Raw genomic sequence first — 24,244 nt, forward strand, 5'->3', positions numbered from 1 at the left:
GGCGCGAGCCCCCGGGGTGCCTCAGGAGTGCCCGAGCTCCTCGTCCTCCTCGTCGCCGGCCGGCTCGGAACGCAGCGGCAGCGGGTCGACGAGCGTCTCGTCGATCACCGGCGGCGCCGGCCGCGGCGGCTTCGGCATGACCGCGGCCTCGGAGTGCCCGCCGCAGCCGTACGACAGGGACACGAGGTGCCCGTCCGCCGGACCGAACTCGTTGGCGCAGACGCCGAACGCCTGTCCGAGGGAGCCCCCGATCGGCACGAGGAAGCCGCAGCTGACGCACGACGCCGGGGCGGCCTGCGCCATCGGGGTCTTCGCGCCGTGGGTCTCGTCCCAGCGGTCGGCGGCGGTGTGCAGCCCGTAGCGGGACAGGACGCGGGCGCGCCGCATCCCGAGCTCCTCGGCCACGGCCGCGATCGTGCCGCGCGCCGGGACGGCCGGCTGGGCGGCGGGGGAGCCGGGGACGACGTCGGCGTCCTCGGCCTCGGCGAGGCGGTCCATCTCCTCGGAGACGGCGGAGTTCGGCGGCGGGACGTCCTCGCCGCTCCAGCCGGGCACGAGCCGCAGGTCCTCGGCGTCGGTGGGGAGGAGGTCGCCCGGGCCCATGTCGCCGGGGCGCAGGCGCTCGCTCCAGGGGACCCACTCGGGGGCCATGAGGGCGTCGGGCCCGGGCAGCAGGACCGTCTCGTCGAGGGTGACGTTCTTGGCGCGGGAGGCGCGGGCGACGGTGACGGCCCAGCGCCAGCCGCGGTAGGCCGGGTCCAGGCAGAGGAAGGAGTGGGTGACGACGCGGTCCCCGTCGGCTACGGCCTGGACATGCTCGCCGACCGTGCCGGGCAGCGCGGCCTCCTCGGCCGCAGCACGGGCCAGGTCGACCGCCTCGGCGCACAGGCGGTCCGGGGTACGGCTTCGCATCGCAGCACTCACAAGAATCGATTCTCTCTTCCACGCCGTCTCACGAGTGCGCCAGCCGATCGGCCGGGTCGGCGGACGGAGCGGACCTCAGGACCGCGTCGACGTCCGCGCCCGAACGGCCTCGGGCACACCTAGTCACTCCCATTCTGCGGGATCGAGACTCGGAGCGCGGCCAAGAACGACCGCCGGTGGCGCGCTACGCACGCTACCCCGCTCGGCGCCACCGGGGATAGCCGGGCCGCGGCGAGCCCCGCGCTCGCCCGGCCGCGAGGGGGCCGCGCCAGGCCCCGTGCGGCCCGCAGCGGCGGCGAAAGTGCCCTGCCCGGTGCGAGTTGGGGCAGTATGGCGTGGTGGGAGCCATCCGGTCGGTCGAGGGCGGTCCGCTGCGCCGCATGGCCCGGGGCGCCGGCCGCGTGCTGCGCGCCCCGTTCACGGCTGCCGCGCGGGGCGTGCGCAGGGCGACACACGCGCACGGCGCGGGCGAGTCGGGCCTGGGCAAGCTGATCGAGCTGCACGCGGTGAATTCCGCGGGCGACATGCTGATCACCGTCGCACTGGCGTCCACGGTGTTCTTCTCGGTCCCCACGGACCAGGCGCGCGGCCGGGTGGCCCTGTACCTGGCGATCACGATGGCGCCGTTCACCCTCCTGGCCCCGGTGATCGGGCCGCTGCTCGACCGGCTCCCGCACGGCCGCCGGGCGGCCATGGCGGGCGCGATGCTGACGCGGGCGCTGCTCGCGCTGACGATGTCGGGGGCGGTGGCGAGCGGCGGCCTGGAGCTGTATCCGGCGGCGCTCGGCGTCCTGGTGGCGTCGAAGGCGTACGGGGTGGTGCGTTCGGCGGTCGTGCCACGGCTGCTGCCACCGCGGATCTCGCTGGTGAAGGCCAATTCCCGGGTGACCCTCGGCGGGCTGCTGGCCACGGGAGTGGCGGCCCCGCTGGGCGCGGGGCTGCACCGGCTGGGACCGGAATATCCGCTCTACGGGGCCTTCGTCGTGTTCGTCCTCGGCACGGTGCTGTCCTTCTCGCTCCCGCACAAGGTCGACTCGGCGAAGGGCGAGGCGCGAGCCCGGCTGGTCTCCGGGGAGCACCTCCCGCACCGCCCCCGGCGGATGCATATGGCGAAGGGCAACAAAAACGGCAGGAAGGGATGGATCGGCAGGAACAGCAGGAACAGCGGGAATGGCAACAGGAACGGCAACAAGAAGAGCAAGCCTCCCAAGCCGCCCGGCCTCCGCACCGTCGGCAGCTCCGTCCTGCACGCCCTGCAGGCCAACAGCGCCATGCGCATGCTCTCGGGCTTCCTCACCTTCTTCCTGGCCTTCCTGCTGCGCGTCCACCCGATCGGCCACCTGAGCCCGGCCTTCTCGCTCGGCGTCGTCGCCGTCGCCGCGGGCGCCGGGAACGCCCTGGGCACGGCCATAGGGGCGCTGCTGCGCTCACGCGGCCCGGAGAAGACGATCGCGCTGGTGCTGACGGTGTCGCTGGGCACGACCGTGGCCGCGGCCGTGTTCTTCGGGGCCTTCTTCGTGGTGGTCGTGGCGGCCGTCGCCGGCATCTCCCAGGCGCTGGGGAAGCAGTCGCTGGACTCCCTCATCCAGCGCGACGTGCCGGAGGAGGTGCGCACCTCGGCGTTCGCCCGTTCCGAGACGCTGCTGCAGATGTGCTGGGTCGTCGGCGGGGCCGTCGGCATCCTCCTGCCGCTCAACGGCACCCTGGGCATGGCGGTCGCCGCCGGGGTCCTCGCACTGGGCGTCGCGACAGCCGTACGGGGTCTGCTGACCGCGGCACGGCGTGGCTCACCGCACCCCCGCGTGGCCTGACCTGGGCGGCCCGATAGCCTGCCCGCATGACCGCTGCGATTTTCCGGGGCAAGCGCCGCCGCGCCGCTGCCGCTGTCGGCGCCGTGGCCTTCGGGCTCGTCGCCCTTTCCGCCTGCGACAAGCCGACGCCGCTGGCGACGGTGACCGTCGGCTCGACCACCGTGACGACCGAGGCCGCCTGCTTCGAGAAGGGCAAGGAGCTCGACCGCGGCGACCTCGACAAGTGCATGGCCGACAAGTCCATCAAGTCCATCAAGGTCCAGCCGGGCGACAAGGTCCGCGTGGGCGTCGAGCCGGACATGGCCGAGCAGGGCTGGATCGTGGTGGGCAACGGCCAGCAGCAGACCAACCAGCTGAAGCAGACCTACACCTCCCTCGACGGCGAGCAGCTCTTCGTCAACCGGATGGCGCAGCGCCTGGAGAAGTCCGTGGTGCTGTCGGTCATCACCAAGGACGGCGTGTGGAGCGTCAAGCTCGAGCTGGACAAGAGCTGACGGACCGGCGGTCCCGCTGATGCGCGTCCTCGTCGTCACCGCCGTGGACGCCGAGCGCGACGCGGTCGTGCGCGGCGCCTCGGCGGCCGGTCCTGCAGGCACGGGCGAACCGATCGAACCGGTCGATCCGGTCGATCCGGTCGAGTTCGCCGTGCCGGGCTTCGTGCTGCGCCGGCCCGCCCCGGTCCCGGAGCCGCTCGTGATCGACGTGCTGGCCGCCGGCGTGGGCCCGGCCGCCGCGGCGGCCGGAGCGGCCACGGCCCTCACGGCCGCGGCGCTCTCCGGCAGCCCCTACGACCTGGTGGTCTCCGCGGGCATCGGCGGCGGCTTCATGACCCCCGGCCGCAGCGCGGCCGTGGGGTCCGTCGTCGTCTCCGACGCGATCGTGGCGGCGGACCTGGGCGCCGAGACGCCCGCGGGCTTCGTCCCCGTCACGGACCTCGGCTTCGGCACGGTGGAGCACCGGCCGCCCGCGGCGCTGGTGCGCGCCGTGGCCGAGGCTGCCGGTGCGCAGCGCGGCGACGTGCTGACGGTCTCGACGGTGACCGGCACCGCCGAGCGGGCCGCGGCCCTGGTGACCGCGCGGCCCGCCGCGCTCGCCGAGGCCATGGAAGGCTTCGGCGTGGCCGAGGCGGCGGCCGTGCACGGCGTGCCCGCCCTGGAGATCCGGGCCGTCTCCAACCCCGTCGGTCCGCGCGACCGTGCCGCCTGGCGCATCGGCGACGCCCTGGAGGCCCTCTCCGGTGCCTCCGCCGCCCTGCGGGAAGCGCTGCGGGCGGCTCCACCCGAGTCGTGGAGCGCCTCCGAGTCGTGGAGCACCTCCGAGACCTGAAGCACCTCCGAGACCTGGAGCACCTCATGAGCGAGCCCCTGAAGATCGCCTACTCGCCCTGCCCGAACGACACGTTCGTCTTCGACGCCTGGGCGCACGGCCGGGTCCCCGGAGCCCCCGCCCTGGACGTCACGTTCGCCGACATCGACGTCACCAACGGCATGGCCGAGCGCGGCGAGTTCGACGTCCTGAAGGTCTCCTACGCGGTCCTGCCGTGGGTGCTGGACGAGTACGCCCTGCTGCCGGCCGGCGGCGCCCTGGGCCGCGGCTGCGGGCCGCTCGTGCTCACGCGGGAGGCGGGCAGCCCCGTGTCCCTGGCGGGGAAGACGGTGGCGGTGCCGAGCGAGCGCTCGACGGCCTACCTGCTCTTCCGGCTGTGGGCCGCCGCCGAGGTGCCGGGCGGGGTCGGCGAGGTCGTCGTCCTGCCGTTCCACGAGATCATGCCGGCCGTCCGGGACGGCAAGGTGGACGCGGGCCTGGTCATCCACGAGGCGCGGTTCACGTACGGGAACTACGGCCTGCACTGCCTGGCCGACATGGGCGAGCACTGGGAGAACAGCACCGGCCTGCCCATCCCGTTGGGGGCGATCATCGCCAAGCGCTCGCTGGGCGCCGAGCGGTTGCGCGAACTGGCGGAGGCGGCACGGACGTCCGTGCGGATGGCGTGGGACGATCCGGAGGCCTCGCGGCCGTACGTGCTGGAGCACGCGCAGGAGATGGACCCCAAGGTCGCCGACCAGCACATCGGGCTCTACGTCAACGAATTCACGGCCGGGCTCGGGGAGAACGGCTATGCGGCGGTCCGCGGGCTGCTCACCCGGGCCGCGGCCGAGGGGCTCGTACCGCCCCTCGGCCCGGACGCGCTCGCTTTCGTCTGAGCGCGTCCTCTTCGGACTCTGCGTCCTCTTCGGACCCTTCGAACCCTTCGAACTCTGCGTCCTCTTCGGAGTCTGAGTCCTCCGCGGACTCTTCGGTTTCTGCGGGTTCGTCGGACGTCCCGTTCTGCGGGCCCGTCAGACGTCCAGCTGGTCGGCGACCGCGCGCAGCATGCCGGCGATCTTGGCGCCGTGGGCCTTGTCGGGGTAACGGCCGCGCTCGAGCTGCTGGGTGACGTTCTCCAGGAGGGTGGTGAGGTCCTGGACGATCGACGCCAGCTCGTCGGGCTTGCGGCGCTGGGCGGCCGCGACCGAGGGCGTGGGGTCGAGCAGCGTCACCGACAGCGCCTGGTCGCCCCGCTGGCCGGCCACGACACCGAATTCCACCCGCTGTCCGGGCTTGAGGGAATCGACCCCGTCCGGGAGCACCGAGGAGTGCACGAAGACGTCTCCGCCGTCGTCGCGGGAGAGAAAGCCGAAGCCCTTCTCGCTGTTGAACCACTTGACCTTGCCGGTAGGCACGTCTGTCCTCGTCCTCGTATCTCGTCGGAAATGGGGAATTGAAGGGGAGACCGCCGGAAACCGTCGGTCATCGACGGCAATCGGCGGAAAAACAGCTCTTGATAGCACTACAGCGGGTCGCAAGACCCGCTACCCCCCAAGGCTAATGGTCCCGGGCCCGGTGACAAGATGTCCCCGGCCCCACCCCACGCCCAGGCATCTACCCTGGTCGGGTGAGTAGCGAAACGCCCCGGGCCGGGGATCTGCTGGTACGCATCGGCGCCATCGTCTTCCTCGTCGGCGCGGTGGCCACCCTGGCGACGGTCGCCCCCCTGTTCCTGGGCGCCGCCCCGCTGCCTCCCGCAGCGTACTTCGTCTGCATGCTGATGGGGGTGGGATTCCTCATCGCGGGCGCCGGGGTGCTGCGGTCGATCGCCGAGCAGCGGCGTCAGGCGCGGGCGTCCTCCGCCGCGGGCCCGGCCGCGGCCAGGTAGCCGCGCAGCCACCCGGGGAAGTCCGCGAGCCCGGGCAGGACGACGTCCGCGCCGGCCGCCCGCAGCTCCTCGGCCCCGCAGGGCCCGGTCGTCACGGCCACCGACAGCGCACCGGCCGCCCGCGCGCCGCGGACGTCCCCGACGTGGTCGCCGACGTAGACGTCCGCGCCGTGCTCGCGCAGCGCGCCCGCCTTGGCCTCCGCCCACAGCGAGCCGACGAGCACGTCCGGCTCGATGCCCAGGTGGTCGAGGTGGAGACGGGCGTTGCGGGCGTTCTTGGCGGTGACGACGACGGCCCGGCCGCCCAGCCCGCGCACCGCGGCCACGGCCTCGCGGGCGCCCGGCAGGGCGGGCGAGGGCGTGATGCCGTGCTCCGGGTACGCGGCCACGTAGAGGGCGGCGGCCTCGGCGACGCGCTCCTCGGGGAACCAGTGGGCCAGCTCCTGCTCCAGCGGCGGCCCGATCCGGCTGACGACGAGGTCGATGTCGATGGCCGTGCCGGTGGCGGCGACCAGCGAGGCGTACGCGGCCCGGATGCCCGGGCGGGAGTCGACCAGGGTGAGGTCCAGATCGAAGCCGACCGTGAAGCGGGGCGTGCGCGCGGCGGAACTCATGGGCCCCATTGTGCAGGGTGGCCCCGGGCCTCCCGGGGGTGGCCGCCCCCGGCCTTCCCGCCCGGCCCCCTACGTACACTTAGCCTGCCCTAACCGCCTCATTCCGGCCCTCCGGCCGCCCGAACCACCCGTGGAAGCGATGTCAGCCGCCGTCCCGATCAGCAGTCCCGGATCCTCCCTGGTCCGGCGCCGCATCGGCTGGACGGTGGCCGCGGCCGTCGTCCTGCTGGTCGCGGTGCTCCTCAGCCTGGCGGTGGGCGCCCGCCCGGTCGCCCCGGACCGCGTCCTCGACGCCCTGCTCCACGGCGGTGACGGCAGGGACGCCGTCGTCGTCCGCGAGATGCGGCTGCCGCGGACCCTCGTCGGCCTGATGGTCGGCGCCGCCCTCGCCCTCGCGGGCACGGCCCTGCAGGGCATCACCCGCAACCCGATCGCCGACCCCGGCGTCCTCGGCATCAGCCACGGCGCGGCCGTCGGCGTCGTCCTGGCGATCATGCTCGCCGGGGTGGAGAGCCTCACGGGCTACGTGTGGTGGGCGTTCGCGGGCGCGGGCGTCGCCTCCGTCGCCGTCTACGCCATCGCCTCGCGCGGCCGCGGCGGCGCCTCGCCGGTCAAGCTCGCCCTGGCCGGCGCCGCGATCAACGCCCTGCTCGTCTCCATGACCACGGCCGTGCTCACCACACAGGCGTCCGTCCTGGACAAGTTCCGCTTCTGGCAGGTCGGCTCGCTCTCCGCCAGCGACGCCGAGCTGGCGGGCCGGATCTGGCCGTTCCTGCTGGCCGGGGCGGTCCTGGTGCTGTCCGTGGCCCGCGGCCTGGACGCGCTGGCCCTCGGCGAGGACGTCGCGAAGGGCCTCGGGCAGAACGTCGCGGCCGTCCGGATCACCGGCGGGCTGGGCGCCACCGTCCTGACCGGCGCCGGCGTGGCCGCCGCCGGGCCCATCGCCTTCGTCGGCCTCGCCGTGCCGCACATCGCCCGCGCACTCGTCGGCGGCGACCACCGCTGGCTGCTGCCCCTGTCCGCCCTCCTCGGCCCCGCCGTCCTGCTGTCCGCCGACACCGCCGGCCGCGTGTTCTTCCCGCCGGGCGAGGTCCCGGCAGGCGTCATGACGGCCCTGATCGGCGTCCCCTTCCTCATCGCCCTCGTCCGCCGGAAGCGGGTGGCCGCCGCATGAGCACCACTGTCAACGGCCGCACCACCGTTCACGGCCGCGGCGCCCGCCCGGCCGGCTACGCCCTCGTCCGTGTCGGCCGCGGTTCTTTCCTCGTCCACCGGCGGGCCACAGCCGTCGCGACCGGCCTGGCCGTCCTGCTGGCCGCCGCGTGCCTGGCGTACCTGTGCACCGGCAAGTCGTTCACGGCACCCGGCGAGGTGCTGAAGGTCCTCCTCGGCGAACCCTCGCGCGAAGAGCTCGTCGTCGGCACGCTGCGGCTGCCGCGGATGACGGTGGGCGTCCTGGTGGGCCTTGCCTTCGGCGTCTCCGGCGCGCTCATCCAGACCGTCGCCCGCAACCCGCTCGCCAGCCCCGACATCATCGGCGTCACCCAGGGCGCGAGCGCCCTGACCGTCGGCGCCATGACGTTCGGCGTCACCTCGTACGCCGCCCTGCCCTACGTGTCCGTCGCCGGCGGCCTCCTCGCCGCCGTCCTCGTCTACGCCTTCGCGTGGCGCGGCGGCCTGCAAGCCACCCGCTTCGTCCTCATCGGCATCGGCTTCGCCGTCGCCCTGCGCTCCGTCACCCACCTGTTCATGACCAAGGGCGACTACCTCGTCGCCCAGCGGGCGCAGGTGTGGATGACGGGCTCGCTCAACGGCCCCGGCTGGGACGAGGCCGCGCCCCTGGCCCTCGCGCTGCTCGTGCTCGCGCCCTTCGTGTGCTGGGCCGCCCGGGCGCAGCGCACCGTCTCCATGGACGACGACACGGCGACCGCGCTGGGCGTGCGGCTGGACCGGGTGCGCTGCGGGCTCGCGCTCCTCGGCGTCGTCCTCGCGTCCATCGCCACGGGCGCGGCCGGGCCCGTCGACTTCGTGGCGCTGCTCGCCCCGCAGCTGGCCCGCCGCATGACGCGCACCGCGCAGATCCCGCTGCTGTCGTCGGCACTGACGGGCGCGGTCATCGTGGTCGTCGCGGACCTGCTGGGCCGCAAGCTCCTGGAGCCGACGCAACTGCCCGTGGGCGTGCTGACCGCAGCCGTCGGCGCCCCGTACCTGATCTGGCTCATCGTCAAGGGCCACAGCACCCGCCGCACCGGAGGAACAGCGTGACGAAGAGCGTGCCGGAGAACGCGAAGGGCGGCTCGGAGAGCGTGAAGGGTGGCTCGGTGGACGGCCCGGAGGGCGACGTGATGGACGGCCCGGAGAGCATCGTGCAGGACGGCCCGGCGGGTGCGGGCAGCCGCCTCGCCGCCCGCGACCTGACCCTCGCCTACGAGGACCGCACCGTCGTCGACGGCCTCGACCTGGCCGTCCCCGACGGCGAGGTCACCATCGTCATCGGCCCCAACGCGTGCGGGAAGTCCACGCTCCTGCGCGCGCTCGGCCGGCTGCTGAAGCCCGTCCGCGGCACGGTGCTGCTCGACGGCGAGGAGCTCGCCCGGATACCCACCCGGACGATCGCCAAGTCGCTCGGCCTGCTGCCGCAGACGCCCGTCGCACCCGAGGCCATCACCGTCGCGGACCTCGTCGCCCGCGGCCGCCAGCCGCACCAGCGCTGGTGGCAGCAGTGGTCGGAGGCGGACGAGCGGGCCGTCGCGGACGCCATGGCCCGTACGGACACGGCCGCCCTCGCCGAGCGGGCCGTGGACGAGCTCTCGGGCGGCCAGCGGCAGCGCGTGTGGATCGCGATGGCGCTCGCCCAGGAGACCGACCTGCTGCTCCTGGACGAGCCGACGACGTACCTCGACATCGCCCACCAGGTCGAGGTCCTCGACCTCGTACGGCGCCTCAACCGCGAGCGCGGCCGCACGGTCGTCGCCGTGCTGCACGACCTCAACCAGGCGGCGCGCTACGCCGACCACCTGGTGGCGATGAAGGCGGGCCGGATCGTCGCGCAGGGCCGCCCGGCGGAGATCGTCACGGCGGATCTGGTGCGGGAGGTCTTCGGACTGGAGTCGGTGGTGGTTCCGGACCCCGTGACGGGCAGTCCTCTGGTGGTGCCGGGGCGGCCGTGGGAGGCCGCACCGGCCGCCGGTGCACAGGCCGGCAGCAGCACGGCAGTCTGAGCTCCCCGTCCTTCCCGTGGGGGCTCCTCCCCACGAAAGGCAGGCCGGGACATGAACCGGAACCCCCGACGCCGCCCCCGACGCCCCCTCCTTCTTGCTGCGGCCGCCTTCCTGGCGGCCGCAGCGCTCGGGCCCTCCCTGTCCGCCTGCACCTCCGGCTCCGGGGACGGCCCGGGCGGCGGTACGCACCTGGTGCGCACGGCCATGGGCGAGGTGAAGGTCAAGAAGCACCCGCAGCGCGTGGTCGTCCTGGACACCGCCGAACTCGACTCCGCCGTCACCCTCGGCATACGGCCGGTCGGCGCCACCCGCGCCGACACCGCCTCCGGCTTCCCCGAGCACCTGCCCGCGGAGAGCGTCCGCGGCACCGAGGACGTCGGCAGGATCGGCGCCCCGGACCTGGAGGTCGTCGCCGCCCTGAAGCCCGACCTCATCCTCACCAACAAGGACCGCGACGCACAGCGCTACGACGAGCTGTCGAAGATCGCCCCCACGGTGATGACGGCCGCGACGGGCTACCCCTGGAAGGACAACTTCCGCACCCACGCGGAGGCGCTCGGCAAGACGTCCGAGGCCCGCAAGGCCGTCGCGGCGTACGAGGCCCACGCCCGCGAGGTCACCGAGGCGATCGGCGGCACGGAGCGGGCCGCGGCGCTGAAGGTGAACGTCGTGCGGTTCGTGGAGGGCGCCGCCATCCGGATCTACGGCCGGAAGAACTTCATCGGCACCGTGCTGCAGGACGCGGGAGTGGGCCGCCCCGACGTCGTGGACCGGGCCAAGGACGGCTTCTCGTACGACGTGGGCCCCGAACAGATCGACCAGGCCGACGCGGACGCCCTCTTCACCTCCGTCTACGGGGACCCGGACCGCGCCCGGGTGCCGCGGACGACCGGCAGCGCGCTGTGGAAGGGCATGAAGGCCGTACGGGAGGGCCGGACGTTCAAGGTCGACGACCGGCTGTGGATCCAGGGCATCGGCTACACCTCGGCGCACCGGATCCTGGACGAACTACGGGCGCACCTGGCGGACTGACGACGCGGGGTTCGGCCGGGCCTGCCCGGTGCCGGATCAGCCCGGCCGTCGCGAACGCCACACCACGAACATCGCGGAGCCGACGGCCGCGGCCCGCAGCACCCACGGCCAGGTGTCCGACATCGCCGCGCCCAGGCCGCCCTCCGGCACCGGGTCGCCCCAGCGGCCCTCCGTACGCCCCCACAGCCAGACGATCCCGGCGGCCACGACCAGCCCGGGCACGCCCATCACCGCCCACTTGGACTCGCTGTGCGAGAGCTTGCGCGTCAGATAGGCGAGGCCCCAGCCGACCGCCAGGACGATCCAGTTGCCGAGCACGGCGCCCACGACCAGGATCAGGGCGACGAGCAGGAGCAGCGGGGGGACGGGGGCGCCGTCGGCGCGCCGGAACAAGGTCGCGCGCTGTGCGCCGTCCTCCTCCGCGTACTCGTCCACGCCCTCCGAGCCTTCCGTGCCGTGCTCGCCCTGCCGGCCGCCCGGCCCGGGGGCGCCGTCAGAGGGCTCCCGGTCGCCGGGGAGCGGGGGTGGCTTCAGTATGTCGGGGATCTCGATGCCGCCGGTGAACCCGTGGACCGTGCCGCGCGCCGCGCCGTGGGCGCCCTCGACGCCCGCGTACGGGGAGGCGTCGGTGCGCCACCAGTCCGGCATCTCATCGGAGTCGGCGCCCACGGGGGCCGCGGGGCGCTCCGGCGCGGCGTACGGGGGCGGCCCGGCGGGGACGGCCGCGCGGGCGGGCTCGCCCTCGCGGCGCGGCGCCGGGACCTTGCCGCTGCGGTCGCCGCGTCCTCTGGGGCGGGAGCCGGGGCCGGAGCCGGGGCCGGAGCCGGAGCCTGGGCCGGAGCGGGAGCCTGCGGCGGAGTTGGAGCCTGCGCTCGATCCGAAGCCCGCGCCCGACCCGAAGCCCGATCCGGATGCGGATCCGAAGCCCGATCCCGACCCTGATCCCGATCCTGTGCCGGAGTTGGTCGTTCCGGCGTCGGCGACCGCCTCGTCCGGGCTGCCGAGGCCGGTCAGGATGCGCTGCACGGCGGAGGGCGTGTCGGCGCCCTCGGTGGCCCTGCGGCGCTCGATCTCCGTCCGCAGCCGGGAGACCAGGCGCATCCGGTCGGCGGAGGTGAGATCCGCCCGCCGCTGGGCGATGTCGCCGACCCGGCTCAGATAGTCGTACACAAGCTGATCGCTCTCGATCCCCACCGAATCCCCTAAGGCCGCCCAAGACCACCAGCCGCTTTTCCCCCGAAGGTACCGGTTCTCCGGGAGGACGACAGGGGGAACGGAAGGGGCGGCGGGAGCGCGCGGGGGCGTCGGCGCACGGGGTGTCAGCGCACGGCCACCACGTCGAGCGCGATCCGCAGCCGACGGCCCGTCATCCCTTTGGCGTGGGTGACGCCGAATTCGTAGCGGTCGACGACGGCCGTGGCTTGCAGGGCCAAGCGCGAACCGTCCGCCTCGACCTGACTCAGCGTCAGCGCCACCGGCCGGGCGACACCGCGCACCGTCAACTCGCCGTGCACCGTCACCTCCCCGTCCGCGCGGCGCACGTCTCCGCCGTGGAAACGGATCTCGGGATGGAGCGCCGAGTCGAGATAGTCGGCCGAGCGGACGTGCCGGTCGCGCTGGGCGTGCCCGCTGGCGAAGCTGTCGACGGGGATCACGGCCTCGACGGTGGAGGCGGATTCGGGCTCCTCGACGGCGATGCGGCCGTGCGCGACGGAGAGGGTCCCTTTGATGGGGAACAGCCCGAAGAGCGCCCGCATCCGGAACCGGACCCTCGACGCCTCGGGGTCGATGCGGTAGACGCCCGGTAGCGGCCCGTTCTTTTGGTCTGCGCCCTGGATGCCCATGGAGCGGTCCCCTCCCGCCGGTGCCGGTGCAACGGTCCCTAGCCGGTACGGTATCGGGCTTCCAGCCCGCTCGAACGGTAAACCGAAGAGCCCCGGGATCCCTACGACAGGGTGATCTCGTAGCGGAGACGCTGACGGTGGGCGGGCATGATCATGACGTCCGCCTGGACGGGCTCCCCGGCGCCGTCGAGGGTGAGCCGGGTGAGCTGGATGACGGGTTCGTCGGGCGCGGTGTCGAGCGCCTGCCGTTCACTGCCGGTGGGCATCCGCGCGACGACGTCCTCGCGGACGGTCGCCCCCGCGTACCCGAGCCGCGCCAGCAGGGTGACGGCCCCGCCGGGAATCTTCGCGGTGTCGGCGAGCGGGGTGCCCCGGGCGATACGGACGGGGTAGTAGGTGTCGGTGAGCTCGCTGGGCCGCTCGTCCAGCACCATCAGCCGCCGCCGCACGACGACGACCTCACCGGGCCGGACGCCGAGCAGCCCGGCGACGGCGTCCGGGGCGGGCACCTCCCCGGCGTGGACGATCTTCTGCCGCCCGCGACGCCCCTGCGCGGCGGTCTCCGCACTCCAGGCGTCGGAACTGCCGTCGGGCCGAGCGGTGAGGTAGGGCAGGGAACTGCTGACCCAGCGGGTGTCGGTCACGCGGCCCCCAACTCGCGGCTCTGGATCGCTCGTGCGAAGGAACGGTACGGCGCGGCGGCGACGCGGAGGGTTGGCCCGCCGGGCCGTTTGGAGTCGCGTATGAGTACGGGTTCGGAGCCCTCCGCGAGGGCGATCTCTACGCAATCCTCAACGGTGGCGCTGTAGCTGCTCTTCTTGAACCTCATCGTGCCTCCTTGGCAACCCTTGAGATGAAGTCGCGGCTCGTGTCCGCGTCCAGGGCTTGTGCCCACAGGTGATCGAATGCAGCGGTGTACCGCGTGACGAGGGTGTCCTCATCCATGTACACAGAGGTCGCGAGCGGTTCCACTGCAACGACGGGATCGCCCACGTCGAAGTGGAAGACCGTGTAGGCGCCGTTGATTCCAGTGTGCGCCCCTGAGCTGAAGGGGAGAACCTGCAGCTCGACATTCGGCTGCTTCGACACGGCGATGAGGTGCTCCAGCTGCCCTCGGAGAACGTCGCGACTACCCATCTCGCGCCGGAGGCAGGCCTCGTCGAGGACACACCGCAATGAGAGCGGGGGCCTGGTGGTTTGAGCGCCCGGCGCACTCGCCAGGATCTCCTGTCGCTTCATGCGTAGGTCCACGAAATTCCGTACGTCACGTGGCGTGCTCCATGCGCTGCCGCCTTCGATGACGGCCTGGGCGTACGCCGCCGTCTGCAGCAGTCCCGGAATGACGATGGCCGCGTAGGCGTCGGTGCGGGTGGCGATCTCTTCCAGCTCGATGAAGTCGGCAAACGGTGGACGAATCACGTCCTTGTACTGCGCGTAAATGCTCCTCTGGCGGGCACTGTTGGCCAGTCTGGCGATCTCCTTCGTCTCCGCGATGCGCTCTTTGTCCCTGACCCCGTATGCAGCAAAGAGCTTCTCCAGGTCGGGGCGCTGCCTCCCGTTCTCGATCTTGCTCAAGGTCGGCCCGGACATGCCCAGCAGCCTCGCCCCCTCCGCGAGGTTGAGCCCGGCCCTCACCCGCATCGTCTTCAAGATCGCCCCCAGCCTCCGGCGCAGCAGGGTGGGCGTGACATCGGGCATGTGGTCACCTCCGTGGGCGCTGACTCTACCGATATCAACTCCCCTTGATGTGCCTCCTTGTTCACCCCCCTTGTTCACCCCTCTGTTCACCCCATCGTGTCAACTTTCCGGCGAAAGTATCGACCGAAAGTCTCGCCAGGCGCAGCATGAGGCCGTCGTGAGGCAGGCGTGAGGCCGTCGTGGGGCCGTCGTGAGGCAGGCGTGCCAGGCAGGCGTGCCAGGCAGGGGAGGAGTGGGGCGATGACGTACAGGATCGGTGCGTTCGTGGTGGACACGCGGGAGGGGCGGGTCGCGCAGGTGATCGGGGGTGCGGGGAGCCGTGTGACGTTGCGGCGGCCTGGGGGCGGGCTTGAGTGGGAGGCGCCGTTCGCTTCCCTGCGGCTTGCGACGCGGGAGGACCGGGAGGCTGCTGGGTTGTGGCCGGCCGGGTCGCGGCCCATGTACGGGTGCGGGGAGTGTGCGCAACTGGCGGCCGCCTACAAGGAAGCTGCCGCCGGGGACGATCCGGTGGAGACGGGGGACGCGCTGGTGCTGCAGCGCCGTCACTGGCGGACCGTGCATATGGGGGGTGCGTGACCGTGCGGATGACCTGCACGCACCGTGGGGGCTGGTCGGCCCGGACCCGGGGCGAGGCCCGTTGCCGCGACTGCGGAACCGTCCGCTTCACCGAGTACGCGGCCCTCAGGCCGCCGGGCCTCCCGCATGCGGCCACCCCGCCCCGCCGCAGCGCCGTCGCTGCGGATCGCGCCGCCACCCGGCGGGAAGGGTGCGCTCTGCGTGCTTGCGCGCTGGTTGGGGTTGAGTTCCGTGGTTCGGGTGGGGGTTAGAACAGGCTGGCAGCGGGGGGAGGGGGCTTGGGCCCGTGGGATGGCTTGAGGCCGGTGGGGGGCCGGCGCACTCCTGCCGTCACGGATGCGGGCGCGTGAGGAGACCTTGCGCATAGGTCGTGGCTGAGGGGGAGCTGGCTGCTGCCGCGGTGCGGCTGGGGCCGGTGGGGGCGCGCCGCTCAGCGCGCCACCATCGTGGTTGCGCGGGTGGGTTCGGGTTCGGGTTGGTGGGGGCTGGGGGCTGTTTGGGCGCGGAAATCCACCGGCCTGGGAAGTACGGGTGGCGGATAAGTGGCCCGGGATGGCGGCCGAGTGTCTCAACCGCCCCAGCCGTATCTCCCCACCTCACGAGCCTCTGGCTTGGGCCGGTAGCGGCGGCGGAATGCGGCGGGGGAGGGAGGCTGGCCGCCTCAGCAACCGCGGCGGGGTGGCCCCCACCCAGGGCGGCGGCTGGCCGCCTCAGCAGTCCCACCAGGGCCCTCTTGGATCGGGTGGTTCCGCTGGCCCGGGTAGGGGGTGTTGACGGTAGTCACGAACGTCGCCGGGGCAAGCAGGTCGCAGTTCCTGGTGATGACTCAGTGTTGGATCAGGCCGCCGACCGGGACAGGAGCAACGTGGCCGGTTGCCGGAAGGGCCTGTGCCAGGGCGAGGCCGATGTCGACCAGCGATGACCGGCGCAGGCCGGCGACGTCGGAGACCCGAGTCCAGACTGACTCGGCGATTTCGCCGTTCGGCTCAGGCCGGAGCCGGCCGCCAGTGATACGGACCCGGTAGAAGATGCCGACATTCTGGTGCTCGACTCCCGCACGCGCGGCGGCCGCAGGGATCACCCGTGAGTCCACTCCCAGCAGGCGATCCACCACCGCGGCGCAGCCGGTCTCCTCGGCGACCTCCCGGATCACCGCATCGAACGGATCCTCCCCGTGCTCGACCCTGCCGCCCGGAAGAGTCCAGCGACTCCCGCCCTCCGGTGGTACGTAGCGGGCGAGCAGCACCCGCCCGTCCTCGATACACACGGCGTACGCCGCCAACCGGAAGCTCATCCCCGCACCTCCCCGCCGGACCTTACCCAACGTCCAAGCTCCGCGCATCGCTACGCGGAGTGGGTGCTTACAAACACTCTTGGGCTCACAAACCCCCGGCCTGGGCCCGTAGCTTGGCGGATAGGCGCCCCGGGATGGCAGCCGAGCGCCTCAGAACCCCTGCACGGCCTCCTCGCCCCACACACCCGCAAGCCCGGGCCATAGCCTCGTTGCCTCGCAACCTTCCGGGCGTGGGCCGTGGCCCGGCGGATAAGTGGGCCGGGATGGCGGCTGTGCGCCTCAGCAGCCCCACTAGAGTCTCCTCGTCTCACCAGCCCCCGCTCAGGGGCAGTTTGACGCCGGCCACGATGGTGGCGCGCTGAGCGAAGCGCCCACGACGGGCCCAACCACATCGCGCCAGCTGCCAGCTCCCCCGTCAGCCACAACCGGACAGGCCGATCTCCTCACGCGCCCGCATCCGTGACGGCAGGAGTACGGCGGCCAACCCCCACTCAGCGAGCAGTTCACCCACCGAACCCCAGCCCCCATCCCTCCCCTTGCTGCCAGCCTGCCTTGACCCTGACCACCCCCAAAGGGGCAGCCGGCCGCAGAGCGCGCGCCATCGCTCAGGCCGGTGTCCGCCGCCCGCCCGCAGGGCGCCGCTCGCCGCTCCCTGACGAAAGGTGGCGCGCCCTCGCCGGAAGATGGCGCGCGCCTAGACGAAGGTGATGCGCTCCTAGACCAAAGGCGGACGCCTCACCACCTGCTGTTTCCCTAGCGTCGAAGCATGACGGTCGACACCACCGGCGGGGCCGGCAGCACCCCGGTCCCAGCCCCGGTCCCAGCCCCAGCCCCGCGCCGTGGCGGCGTACGCTCCGCCGAGCGGGCCCTCGCGCCCGATCTTGCGCGCGGGACCATGCTGCTGTTCATCGTGTTGTCGAACACCACGTTCCACTTGTGGAAGTCCGAGTACGGGCCCTCGGGGTGGCAGCCCGTGACCGGGGGATGGCTGGACCACGCGGTCCAGTTCGCGATGATCACGGCGCTCGACCTGCGGGTCTATCCGCTCTTCGCCTTCCTCTTCGGCTACGGCATGATGCAGCTCTTCCTGCGCCTGACCGCCGCCGGGGCCGGGGCCGGGGCCGGCGAACGCGACGCGGTCGGGATCCTGCGCAGGCGCAGCCTGCTCCTGATAGTCATCGGGCTCGCCCACTCCTCCCTGCTCATGGCGGGCGACATCGTCGGCTACTACGGGCTGCTGAGCCTCGCCCTCGCCCCGCTCTTCCTCCGGCGGAGCGAGCGCGTCCTGAAGTGGTGGATCGCGATCGCCGCCGCGCAGCTGGTGCTCGTGTCCGCTCAGCCGGTCATATCGGCACTGCTCCGAGGGGAGCTGGGGTCGCTGGGGGACGCGGGTGCGGAACCGGGGGCCGCGGCCTACGGCGCGGGCGAGGAGAGTTGGTTCGCGGCGGCCGGGACCCGGCTGACGACCGGCCTCTTCGTCACCTTCACCGCTGCTCCCTTCTCTCTGATCGGCGGAGGCTACGTCATCTTCCTGCTCGGCTTCTGGGCCGCGCGCCGCCGCATCCTGGAGGAGTCGGGCCGCCACCTGCCGCTGCTGCGCCGCACGGCGGTCCTCGGCATCGCGGTCGGCTGGCTCGGCGCGCTGCCCGCGGCCCTCGCCCATGTCGGGGCACTCAAGGTGCCGGACGATGCGCAGAGCGAGTCCGGGGCGCTGACGGTGCTCCGGGAGATCACGGGGTACGGGGCCGGGCTCGGCTACGTCGCGGTGGTGGCGTTGTTCGTGCACTGGTGGAGCGGGCGGGCGGCACGGGGGAGCGCGAAGGCCGCAGTAGCCGTCACGGCCATAGCCGCCGTGGGCAAGCGGTCCCTGTCCAGCTACCTCGCCCACTCGCTGCTCTTCGCCCCGCTGCTCGCGGCCTGGGGCCTGGGTATAGGCGCCCGCCTGACCAGCGCCACGATGGCCCTGTTCGCGGTGGGGATATGGCTGGTGACGGTGGCCGGGGCGTACGCGCTGGAACGCCGGGGGTGGCGGGGGCCGGTGGAGGTGGTGCTGCGGCGGCTGATGTACCGGTAGCGGTCCAAGCGGTCCAAGCGGCCCACGCATCCGCTCGGTCCGCTGGGTCCACTGGGTCCGCTGGGTCCGCTGGGTCCGCTGGGTCCACTCGGTCCGCCGGATCCGCCGGCAGAACCTAGCGCAACGCGTTCCCCAGCAAGTCCGCACCAAGGCGGCCGACGAGCTCGATGTCGAGCTCGTGGAAGACATACCGCCCTTGCCTGCGGGTGCGGGTGAGACCGGCCTTCTTCAGGACGCCGAGGTGCCGGGACACCTCAGGTGCGGTGAGGCCGTTGGCGTCTGCCAGTTCCGTGGTCGAGTGGGGCCCCCGGGCCAGGGTCCGGCACAGGCGAAGCCGGAGGGGGTGGGCGACGGCCTCCAGGCGTTGTTGGACCACCGCCAGCGAAAGCGCCGGCGGCAGCTCGGGCACGGCGACGGGGTACTGGAGGACCGGCCGGTCGCCGTGGGCGTCCCGGACGACGAGGTGCGGCCATCCGAAGGCCGTGGGGAGGAGGACCAGTCCGGTGGAGGTGGCTTTCACCCGGCCGTCCTGCAGTTTGTCGATCACCAGGTGGTGGCGTTCGGTGTCCAGAGTGATGGCGGGGGAGACCGCAGAGACGGCATGCGCCAGGCCGCGGCGCTTGAGAAGTTCGATCTTGTGGCGGGCGTCGGCGGCCAGTTGGGGGCGGACGTTCTGCCAGACCTCGCCGAAGAAGTGCCGTTCGCAGTCCTCCAGGAGCCGGCGGAGCCAGGCGCGTACCTTCTGGGGGTCCTCCAGCAGCCGGTCGGCGAACGCGGCCTGCCGCAGCCCGCGCGCTGCGGCGAGCTCCCGGGCCCGTCGGCGGTCCTCGGGCCGGCGCAGTGGTGACGGCCTGGGGTGGGCGAACGAGGTGGCGCAGGAGATCTCCACCGCGGCGACGACGAAGGCGTCGTCGTCCAGCCGGTCCCATGCGTCCAGCTCCTCTTCGAGGCGGGATGCTTTGAGGTCGGCCGCTGCGACATCGGTCCCGTTGAGGGCCGCCGCTGCGCTGCCGGGCAGGAACAGGTCCGATCGCGTGGAGCGCCAGAGGATGTCCGCCTCGTGGAGCCGGTCGGCCAGGTCCGGAGGGAGGTGGGCCCTGGTCCGGGAGGCCCAGTCGAGGAGGCCGGGGTGGTGGGACGGCTCGGCCAGGACGTGCAGCACCGCCCCCAGCTCGGCAAGGGGCGACACCGCGAAGGACACGCGGTCCAGCGGTACGTCCGAGACATCGATCACCACGCTCACCGCTTCAGTCTGCCGTTCCCATGTGGGGAGCGGAGAAGGCGGGGAACGCGAAGCCCCCGGTGGCAGCGGCCACCGGGGGCGAAGCGAGGGCGCAAGGCCGCGAGGGCGTTACTTCACGCCCAGCATCTGCTCGATCGGGTCGAGGAAGAAGTACACGAGGAAGCAGAGCCCGACGACGTTGAGCAGCCACGGGATCTCGCGGCCCCGCCGGTCGGCGATCCGCAGCAGGATGAAGGCGAGCACGCCGATCCCGATGCCGTTGGTGATCGAGTACGTGAACGGCATCGCGATGATCGTCAGGAACGCCGGCACCGCGATGGTGAAGTCGCTCCAGTCGATCTCCTTGACGTTGGCCGCCATGATCAGGAAGCCGACGACGAGGAGTGCGGGCGTGGCGGCCTGCGAGGGGACGACCGTGGCGAGCGGGGTGAAGACCAGGGCGAGGAGGAAGAGGCCGCCGGTCATCAGGTTGGCGAGGCCCGTGCGGGCGCCTTCGCCGACGCCCGCCGTGGACTCCACGAAGCAGGTGTTGGCCGAGGCCGAGCCCAGGCCGCCGGCGGCGACGGCGACGCCGTCGACCATCAGGATCTTGCCCATGTTGGGCAGCTGGCCGTTCTCGTCGGTGAGCCCGGCCTCCTCGCCGACGCCGATGATCGTGCCCATCGCGTCGAAGAAGCCCGAGAGCAGCACGGTGAAGACGAACAGGCAGCCGGTCAGCAGCCCGACCTCCTGGAAGCCGCCGAAGAGGCTGATGTCACCGATGAGGCCGAAGTCGGGGGCGCCCACGATCTTGTCCGGCACCTGGGGGACGGACAGGCCCCAGCTCGCGCCGGGGATCTTGGCGATGGAGTTGATCAGGATGGCGACGAGCGTCATCGCGACGATGCCGATGAGGATCGCGCCGCGCGTCTTCCGTACGACGAGGATGAACGTCAGGGCGAGGCCGGCGACGAAGACCAGCACGGGCCAGCCCTGCAGCTGGCCGCCCTGGCCGAGGCCCAGCGGCACGGTGGTGTGGGCGGCGTCCGGGTTGCGGGTGACGAAGCCGGAGTCGACCAGTCCGATCAGCGAGATGAACAGGCCGATGCCGATCGCGATGGCGCGCCGCAGCCCGCCCGGGATGGCGTCCATGACGCGCTGCCGCAGGCCGGAGGCGACGAGCACCATCAGCACCAGGCCCGCCAGGACGACCATGCCCATAGCGTCCGGCCAGCTCATCTTGGGTGCGAGCTGGAGCGAGACGACGGCGTTGATACCGAGGCCGGCGGCGCAGGCGATCGGCACGTTGCCGATGACGCCCATGAGGACGGTGCTGAGCCCGGCCATCAGGGCGGTGGCCGTGACCAGCTGGGCGTTGTCCAGCTGGTGACCGAACTTGTCCTGGCCGGCCCCGAGGATGATCGGGTTCAGGACGACGATGTAGGCCATCGCAAAGAAGGTGGCCAGGCCGCCGCGGAGCTCCCGGGAGACGGAGGAGCCGCGCTCGGTGATCCGGAAGTACCGGTCGAGGGCGCCCTTGGGCTGGGACGGCGGGGGCGACTGCTGGGCGTCGACCGGGGAAGTGGCCGAGGTGGGCATACGGGACCTCAGTCGGATGGGCCTACACGGGGGACGTAGGCGGCGGGGGGACGCGAATAGATCATGAACTGTATGATCAAACAAAACCAGCCAGTCATTTTCCGTTCGATTCAGTATGAATAAACAAGCTCGCGATTGCTATCTCCGCGCGTAGACCCTTGTGCGCCAAGGGGTCCGCGCCGGGGCGCACGTCGTCGGCAGGGCTTGCGCCGGGCCTCCGCCCCCCACGGACTACGCTTGCGCCCATGACGAAGTGGACACCCAGGCACGAAGCGCCGGAGCCCCTGGAGGGCAACGTCGTCGCCACCATCACCGGCGGCACCGTCATCTGGTTCGTCCTCTTCCTCGTCCAGATCCCCTTCTACGGCTGGTTCCGGGACCACGGTCACCTGTGGTGGGTGTGGACGTGCCTGGCCGGCGGCGGTCTCGGCCTGATCGGCGTCTGGTACGTCCGCAAGCGCGACGCGGCGATCCGCCGCGCGGAGGCGGCCGCGCAGCGGGAAACGGCGGGAACGGGCCCTCAGGCCTGACGGGCCTGCCGGCCCCGGGGCCACCACGGCTGGCCGCCCGGAATCCGGGGTGGCCGAAACCGGCCGAAACCCCACCCCTCTCGACAGGTGAAGCGCCCAGCGCCCCCTTACCGTCGGACTCATGAGCGATCCGGCGCAGACCGCGACCGAGGAACACCTGCCGGCGCCGCACCCGGGCCTGAGTGCGCCCGAGGTCGCCGAGCGGGTGGCCCGGGGCGAGGTCAACGACGTACCCGTCCGCTCCTCGCGTTCGACCACGGAGATCGTCCGGGCGAACGTCTTCACCCGGTTCAACGCCATCATCGGCGTCCTCTTCCTGATCATCCTGGTCGTGGGCCCGATCCAGGACGGCCTCTTCGGCTTCGTGATCGTCGCCAACACCGCGATCGGCATCATTCAGGAGCTGCGGGCCAAGAAGACCCTCGACTCGCTCGCCGTCATCGGCGAGGCGAAGCCGACCGTGCGCCGCGACGGCGCGCCCTGTGCGATCCCGACCGGGGAGATCGTCCTCGACGACGTGATCGAGCTCGGGCCCGGCGACAAGTGCGTCGTGGACGGCCGGGTCCTGGAGGCGGACGGGCTGGAGATCGACGAGTCGCTGCTGACCGGTGAGGCCGACCCGGTGCTGAAGCGGACCGGGGACCCCGTCATGTCCGGGTCCTTCGTCGTGGCGGGCGGCGGCGCCTTCACCGCCACCAAGGTCGGGCGCGAGGCGTACGCGGCCCAGCTCGCCGAGGAGGCGTCCCGCTTCACGCTCGTCCACTCCGAGCTGCGCTCCGGCATCAGCCGGATCCTCAAGTACGTGACGTGGATGATGATCCCGACGGCCGCCGGCCTGATCGTCAGCCAGTGGATCGTCCAGGACCACGACTGGAGGGAAGCGGTCCGGCGGATGGTCGCGGGGATCGTGCCCATGGTTCCCGAGGGGCTGGTGCTGCTCACCTCCGTGGCCTTCGCGATCGGCGTGATCCGGCTGGGGCGCAAGCAGTGCCTGGTGCAGGAGCTGCCCGCGATCGAGGGCCTGGCCCGCGTCGACGTCGTCTGCCTGGACAAGACGGGCACGCTCACCGAGGGTGGCATGGACGTCAGCGAGCTGCGCCTGCTGGACGGCGCCGTGGGCGCTGCGGCGGGCGGTGCGGCCGTCGGGCGGACGGGCGGCGCGGCGAGCGAGGCGGAGGAGGCCTACGTGCGCCAGGTGCTCGGCGCCCTCGGCGAGGCCGACCCCCGGCCCAACGCCAGCCTCCAGGCGATCATCGACGCCTATCCGGCACCGGCGCGCTGGCGTTGCACCGAGTCGCTGCCCTTCTCCTCCGCCCGGAAGTACAGCGGCGCCGCGCTGAGCACCCCCGACGGCGAGAGCGGCACGTGGCTGCTCGGCGCCCCCGACGTGCTGCTGGCCCCGGAGGCCCCGGCGCTCGCCCAGGTCGAGGAGCTCAACGCCCGGGGGCTGCGGGTGCTGCTGCTCGCCCGCGCCGCGCGCGAGCTGGACGACCCGCGCGTCACCGACGGTGTCCGGCCCACGGGGCTGGTCGTCCTGGAGCAGCGGCTGCGCCCGGACGCGGGCGACACCCTGCGCTACTTCGCCGAGCAGAACGTCTCCGCCAAGGTCATCTCGGGCGACAACGCGGTCTCCGTCGGCGCGGTCGCCGCCAAGCTGGGCCTGACCGGAGCGAAGGGCCCGGTCGACGCCCGGCGGCTGCCCGCCGGCCGGGAGGAGATGGGCGCCGCCCTGGACGAGAGCGCGGTCTTCGGGCGCGTCACCCCACAGCAGAAGCGGGACATGGTCGGCGCGCTGCAGGCCCGGGGGCACACCGTCGCGATGACGGGCGACGGCGTCAACGACGTCCTCGCGCTGAAGGACGCGGACATCGGCGTCTCGATGGGCTCGGGCTCCGAGGCGACCCGGGCCGTCGCCCAGATCGTGCTGCTGAACAACAGCTTCGCCACGCTGCCGTCGGTGGTGGCGGAGGGACGCCGCGTCATCGGCAACATCACGCGCGTGGCGACGCTGTTCCTGACGAAGACCGTCTACTCGGTGCTGCTGGCGATCCTCGTGGTCTGCTGGCAGGTGCCGTACCCGTTCCTGCCGCGCCACCTGACGCTGCTCTCCACGCTCACCATCGGCGTGCCCGCCTTCTTCCTGGCCCTCGCGCCGAACAAGGAGCGCGCGAAGCCGCACTTCGTACGCCGGGTGATGCGGTACGCCATCCCGGCCGGGATCATCGCGGCGGCCGCGACCTTCGCCGCGTACCTGCTGGCGCGGCACCACTACGCGGGCCCGGGCGCCCTGGACGCGGAGACCAGCGCGGCGACGCTGACGCTCTTCCTGATCTCCCTGTGGGTGCTCGCGATCATCGCGCGCCCGTACACGTGGTGGCGGATCGGCCTCGTCCTGGCCATGGGCGCGGGCTTCCTCGTCGTGCTCGTCACGCCCTGGCTGCAGCACTTCTTCGCGCTGAAGCTCGTGGGGACGACCATGCCCTGGGCCGCCGTCGCCATCGCGGCGACGGCCGCCGGGGCGCTGGAGCTGGCGTGGCGCTGGGTGGACCGGCGCTTCCCCGCGTGAGCAACGAGCATGGGCGGGGAAGCATCTCCTCGGGCCTTCCTCG

General features: G+C 72.7%; 25 protein-coding genes. 14 read left to right on the forward strand and 11 right to left on the reverse strand.

The annotated features are described in order from the left end of the window. Positions 1-21: 21 nt before the first annotated feature. Positions 22-912, reverse strand: a complete 891-nt coding sequence (locus AS857_RS26885) for a DUF3027 domain-containing protein (RefSeq protein WP_058045794.1) — start codon at positions 910-912, stop codon at positions 22-24. A 350-nt stretch (positions 913-1,262) separates the two neighbouring features. On the opposite strand from AS857_RS26885, the gene AS857_RS26890 reads away from it, so the two are divergent. The 4 genes from AS857_RS26890 to AS857_RS26905 are packed head-to-tail and all read left to right on the forward strand — an operon-like array spanning position 1,263 to position 4,939. Continuing rightward, on the forward strand, positions 1,263-2,735 hold the full coding sequence (locus AS857_RS26890; RefSeq protein ID WP_058047082.1) for an MFS transporter: 1,473 nt from the start codon (positions 1,263-1,265) through the stop codon (positions 2,733-2,735). 26 nt (positions 2,736-2,761) lie between these two features. Next, positions 2,762-3,229, forward strand: coding sequence for a hypothetical protein (locus AS857_RS26895; RefSeq protein WP_058045795.1), 468 nt, complete (start codon positions 2,762-2,764; stop codon positions 3,227-3,229). 19 nt (positions 3,230-3,248) lie between these two features. Continuing rightward, positions 3,249-4,061: a futalosine hydrolase gene (locus AS857_RS26900; protein ID WP_058045796.1), complete on the forward strand. Its 813-nt coding sequence runs from the start codon at positions 3,249-3,251 to the stop codon at positions 4,059-4,061. Between the two features lie 26 nt (positions 4,062-4,087). Then, positions 4,088-4,939: a 1,4-dihydroxy-6-naphtoate synthase gene (locus tag AS857_RS26905; protein WP_058047083.1), complete on the forward strand. Its 852-nt coding sequence runs from the start codon at positions 4,088-4,090 to the stop codon at positions 4,937-4,939. A gap of 135 nt (positions 4,940-5,074) precedes the next feature. Here the strand turns inward: AS857_RS26905 and AS857_RS41980 are convergent, their stop codons facing one another. Further along, entirely contained in the window at positions 5,075-5,458 is a 384-nt protein-coding gene (locus AS857_RS41980; RefSeq protein WP_058045797.1) for a cold-shock protein, read from the reverse strand. A 212-nt stretch (positions 5,459-5,670) separates the two neighbouring features. On the opposite strand from AS857_RS41980, the gene AS857_RS26915 reads away from it, so the two are divergent. Continuing rightward, entirely contained in the window at positions 5,671-5,931 is a 261-nt protein-coding gene (locus AS857_RS26915; protein ID WP_058045798.1) for a hypothetical protein, read from the forward strand. On the opposite strand, the gene AS857_RS26920 is transcribed toward AS857_RS26915, so the two are convergent. After that, on the reverse strand, positions 5,886-6,545 hold the full coding sequence (locus tag AS857_RS26920; protein WP_058045799.1) for an HAD family hydrolase: 660 nt from the start codon (positions 6,543-6,545) through the stop codon (positions 5,886-5,888). The genes AS857_RS26915 and AS857_RS26920 overlap by 46 nt on opposite strands. A 139-nt stretch (positions 6,546-6,684) precedes the next feature. Here AS857_RS26920 and AS857_RS26925 point away from each other — a divergent pair, with 139 nt between their 5' ends. From AS857_RS26925 to AS857_RS26940, 4 genes are all read left to right on the forward strand, one after another. Next, entirely contained in the window at positions 6,685-7,719 is a 1,035-nt protein-coding gene (locus AS857_RS26925; RefSeq protein WP_058045800.1) for a FecCD family ABC transporter permease, read from the forward strand. Next, complete coding sequence (locus AS857_RS26930) at positions 7,716-8,810, forward strand: FecCD family ABC transporter permease (protein ID WP_058045801.1); 1,095 nt, start codon at positions 7,716-7,718, stop codon at positions 8,808-8,810. The genes AS857_RS26925 and AS857_RS26930 overlap by 4 nt, the downstream gene beginning before the upstream one ends. Positions 8,811-8,890: 80 nt before the next feature. Beyond that, positions 8,891-9,766, forward strand: a complete 876-nt coding sequence (locus AS857_RS26935) for an ABC transporter ATP-binding protein (RefSeq protein ID WP_058047084.1) — start codon at positions 8,891-8,893, stop codon at positions 9,764-9,766. Between the two features lie 51 nt (positions 9,767-9,817). Continuing rightward, complete coding sequence (locus AS857_RS26940) at positions 9,818-10,798, forward strand: ABC transporter substrate-binding protein (protein WP_058045802.1); 981 nt, start codon at positions 9,818-9,820, stop codon at positions 10,796-10,798. Between the two features lie 36 nt (positions 10,799-10,834). Here AS857_RS26940 and AS857_RS39210 read toward each other — a convergent pair whose 3' ends face one another. The 5 genes from AS857_RS39210 to AS857_RS26965 form a co-directional block, all read right to left on the reverse strand. After that, entirely contained in the window at positions 10,835-11,992 is a 1,158-nt protein-coding gene (locus tag AS857_RS39210) for a hypothetical protein (RefSeq protein WP_063804368.1), read from the reverse strand. 125 nt (positions 11,993-12,117) lie between these two features. Then, complete coding sequence (locus tag AS857_RS26950) at positions 12,118-12,642, reverse strand: YceI family protein (RefSeq protein ID WP_058045804.1); 525 nt, start codon at positions 12,640-12,642, stop codon at positions 12,118-12,120. A 101-nt stretch (positions 12,643-12,743) separates the two neighbouring features. Further along, entirely contained in the window at positions 12,744-13,286 is a 543-nt protein-coding gene (locus AS857_RS26955; protein WP_058045805.1) for a UTRA domain-containing protein, read from the reverse strand. Then, complete coding sequence (locus AS857_RS26960; RefSeq protein WP_058045806.1) at positions 13,283-13,471, reverse strand: DUF397 domain-containing protein; 189 nt, start codon at positions 13,469-13,471, stop codon at positions 13,283-13,285. Before AS857_RS26960 ends, AS857_RS26955 begins: the two co-directional genes overlap by 4 nt. Then, positions 13,468-14,340: a helix-turn-helix domain-containing protein gene (locus AS857_RS26965; protein WP_058045807.1), complete on the reverse strand. Its 873-nt coding sequence runs from the start codon at positions 14,338-14,340 to the stop codon at positions 13,468-13,470. Before AS857_RS26965 ends, AS857_RS26960 begins: the two co-directional genes overlap by 4 nt. 240 nt (positions 14,341-14,580) lie before the next feature. Here AS857_RS26965 and AS857_RS26970 point away from each other — a divergent pair, with 240 nt between their 5' ends. Together AS857_RS26970 and AS857_RS42455 are read left to right on the forward strand one after the other, a co-directional pair. Further along, positions 14,581-14,916: a hypothetical protein gene (locus AS857_RS26970; protein ID WP_058045808.1), complete on the forward strand. Its 336-nt coding sequence runs from the start codon at positions 14,581-14,583 to the stop codon at positions 14,914-14,916. A gap of 8 nt (positions 14,917-14,924) precedes the next feature. Next, positions 14,925-15,167: a DUF6255 family natural product biosynthesis protein gene (locus AS857_RS42455; RefSeq protein ID WP_420823992.1), complete on the forward strand. Its 243-nt coding sequence runs from the start codon at positions 14,925-14,927 to the stop codon at positions 15,165-15,167. 575 nt (positions 15,168-15,742) lie between these two features. Here AS857_RS42455 and AS857_RS26975 read toward each other — a convergent pair. Next, complete coding sequence (locus AS857_RS26975; RefSeq protein WP_058045809.1) at positions 15,743-16,210, reverse strand: NUDIX hydrolase; 468 nt, start codon at positions 16,208-16,210, stop codon at positions 15,743-15,745. Positions 16,211-16,976: 766 nt separating this feature from the next. On the opposite strand from AS857_RS26975, the gene AS857_RS26980 reads away from it, so the two are divergent. Continuing rightward, the gene (locus tag AS857_RS26980) at positions 16,977-18,284 is read left to right on the forward strand and encodes a DUF418 domain-containing protein (protein WP_079110656.1); all 1,308 of its coding nucleotides are present in this window, start codon (positions 16,977-16,979) and stop codon (positions 18,282-18,284) included. Positions 18,285-18,399: 115 nt separating this feature from the next. On the opposite strand, the gene AS857_RS26985 is transcribed toward AS857_RS26980, so the two are convergent. Continuing rightward, the gene (locus AS857_RS26985) at positions 18,400-19,521 is read right to left on the reverse strand and encodes a DUF5937 family protein (protein ID WP_420823993.1); all 1,122 of its coding nucleotides are present in this window, start codon (positions 19,519-19,521) and stop codon (positions 18,400-18,402) included. Between the two features lie 114 nt (positions 19,522-19,635). Continuing rightward, positions 19,636-21,105, reverse strand: coding sequence for an NCS2 family permease (locus AS857_RS26990; RefSeq protein ID WP_058045812.1), 1,470 nt, complete (start codon positions 21,103-21,105; stop codon positions 19,636-19,638). A 245-nt stretch (positions 21,106-21,350) separates the two neighbouring features. Here AS857_RS26990 and AS857_RS26995 point away from each other — a divergent pair, with 245 nt between their 5' ends. Both AS857_RS26995 and AS857_RS27000 read left to right on the forward strand, forming a co-directional pair. Beyond that, positions 21,351-21,635: a DUF2530 domain-containing protein gene (locus tag AS857_RS26995; RefSeq protein WP_058045813.1), complete on the forward strand. Its 285-nt coding sequence runs from the start codon at positions 21,351-21,353 to the stop codon at positions 21,633-21,635. A gap of 121 nt (positions 21,636-21,756) precedes the next feature. Then, positions 21,757-24,201: an HAD-IC family P-type ATPase gene (locus tag AS857_RS27000; RefSeq protein ID WP_058045814.1), complete on the forward strand. Its 2,445-nt coding sequence runs from the start codon at positions 21,757-21,759 to the stop codon at positions 24,199-24,201. Positions 24,202-24,244: the final 43 nt, after the last annotated feature.

The sequence above is a fragment of the Streptomyces roseifaciens genome, assembly GCF_001445655.1.
Lineage (GTDB): Bacteria > Actinomycetota > Actinomycetes > Streptomycetales > Streptomycetaceae > Streptomyces > Streptomyces aureoversilis.

Coding starts and splice junctions, on each gene's coding strand:
- AS857_RS26885 (WP_058045794.1), bottom strand. CDS start 912: ATGCGAAGCCGTACCCCGGACCGCCTGTGCGCCGAGGCGGTCGACCTG.
- AS857_RS26895 (WP_058045795.1), top strand. CDS start 2,762: ATGACCGCTGCGATTTTCCGGGGCAAGCGCCGCCGCGCCGCTGCCGCT.
- AS857_RS26900 (WP_058045796.1), top strand. CDS start 3,249: ATGCGCGTCCTCGTCGTCACCGCCGTGGACGCCGAGCGCGACGCGGTC.
- AS857_RS26905 (WP_058047083.1), top strand. CDS start 4,088: ATGAGCGAGCCCCTGAAGATCGCCTACTCGCCCTGCCCGAACGACACG.
- AS857_RS26920 (WP_058045799.1), bottom strand. CDS start 6,545: ATGAGTTCCGCCGCGCGCACGCCCCGCTTCACGGTCGGCTTCGATCTG.
- AS857_RS26925 (WP_058045800.1), top strand. CDS start 6,685: ATGTCAGCCGCCGTCCCGATCAGCAGTCCCGGATCCTCCCTGGTCCGG.
- AS857_RS26930 (WP_058045801.1), top strand. CDS start 7,716: ATGAGCACCACTGTCAACGGCCGCACCACCGTTCACGGCCGCGGCGCC.
- AS857_RS26935 (WP_058047084.1), top strand. CDS start 8,891: ATGGACGGCCCGGAGAGCATCGTGCAGGACGGCCCGGCGGGTGCGGGC.
- AS857_RS26940 (WP_058045802.1), top strand. CDS start 9,818: ATGAACCGGAACCCCCGACGCCGCCCCCGACGCCCCCTCCTTCTTGCT.
- AS857_RS26950 (WP_058045804.1), bottom strand. CDS start 12,642: ATGGGCATCCAGGGCGCAGACCAAAAGAACGGGCCGCTACCGGGCGTC.
- AS857_RS26960 (WP_058045806.1), bottom strand. CDS start 13,471: ATGAGGTTCAAGAAGAGCAGCTACAGCGCCACCGTTGAGGATTGCGTA.
- AS857_RS26965 (WP_058045807.1), bottom strand. CDS start 14,340: ATGCCCGATGTCACGCCCACCCTGCTGCGCCGGAGGCTGGGGGCGATC.
- AS857_RS26970 (WP_058045808.1), top strand. CDS start 14,581: ATGACGTACAGGATCGGTGCGTTCGTGGTGGACACGCGGGAGGGGCGG.
- AS857_RS42455 (WP_420823992.1), top strand. CDS start 14,925: ATGACCTGCACGCACCGTGGGGGCTGGTCGGCCCGGACCCGGGGCGAG.
- AS857_RS26975 (WP_058045809.1), bottom strand. CDS start 16,210: ATGAGCTTCCGGTTGGCGGCGTACGCCGTGTGTATCGAGGACGGGCGG.
- AS857_RS26980 (WP_079110656.1), top strand. CDS start 16,977: ATGACGGTCGACACCACCGGCGGGGCCGGCAGCACCCCGGTCCCAGCC.
- AS857_RS26990 (WP_058045812.1), bottom strand. CDS start 21,105: ATGCCCACCTCGGCCACTTCCCCGGTCGACGCCCAGCAGTCGCCCCCG.
- AS857_RS26995 (WP_058045813.1), top strand. CDS start 21,351: ATGACGAAGTGGACACCCAGGCACGAAGCGCCGGAGCCCCTGGAGGGC.
- AS857_RS27000 (WP_058045814.1), top strand. CDS start 21,757: ATGAGCGATCCGGCGCAGACCGCGACCGAGGAACACCTGCCGGCGCCG.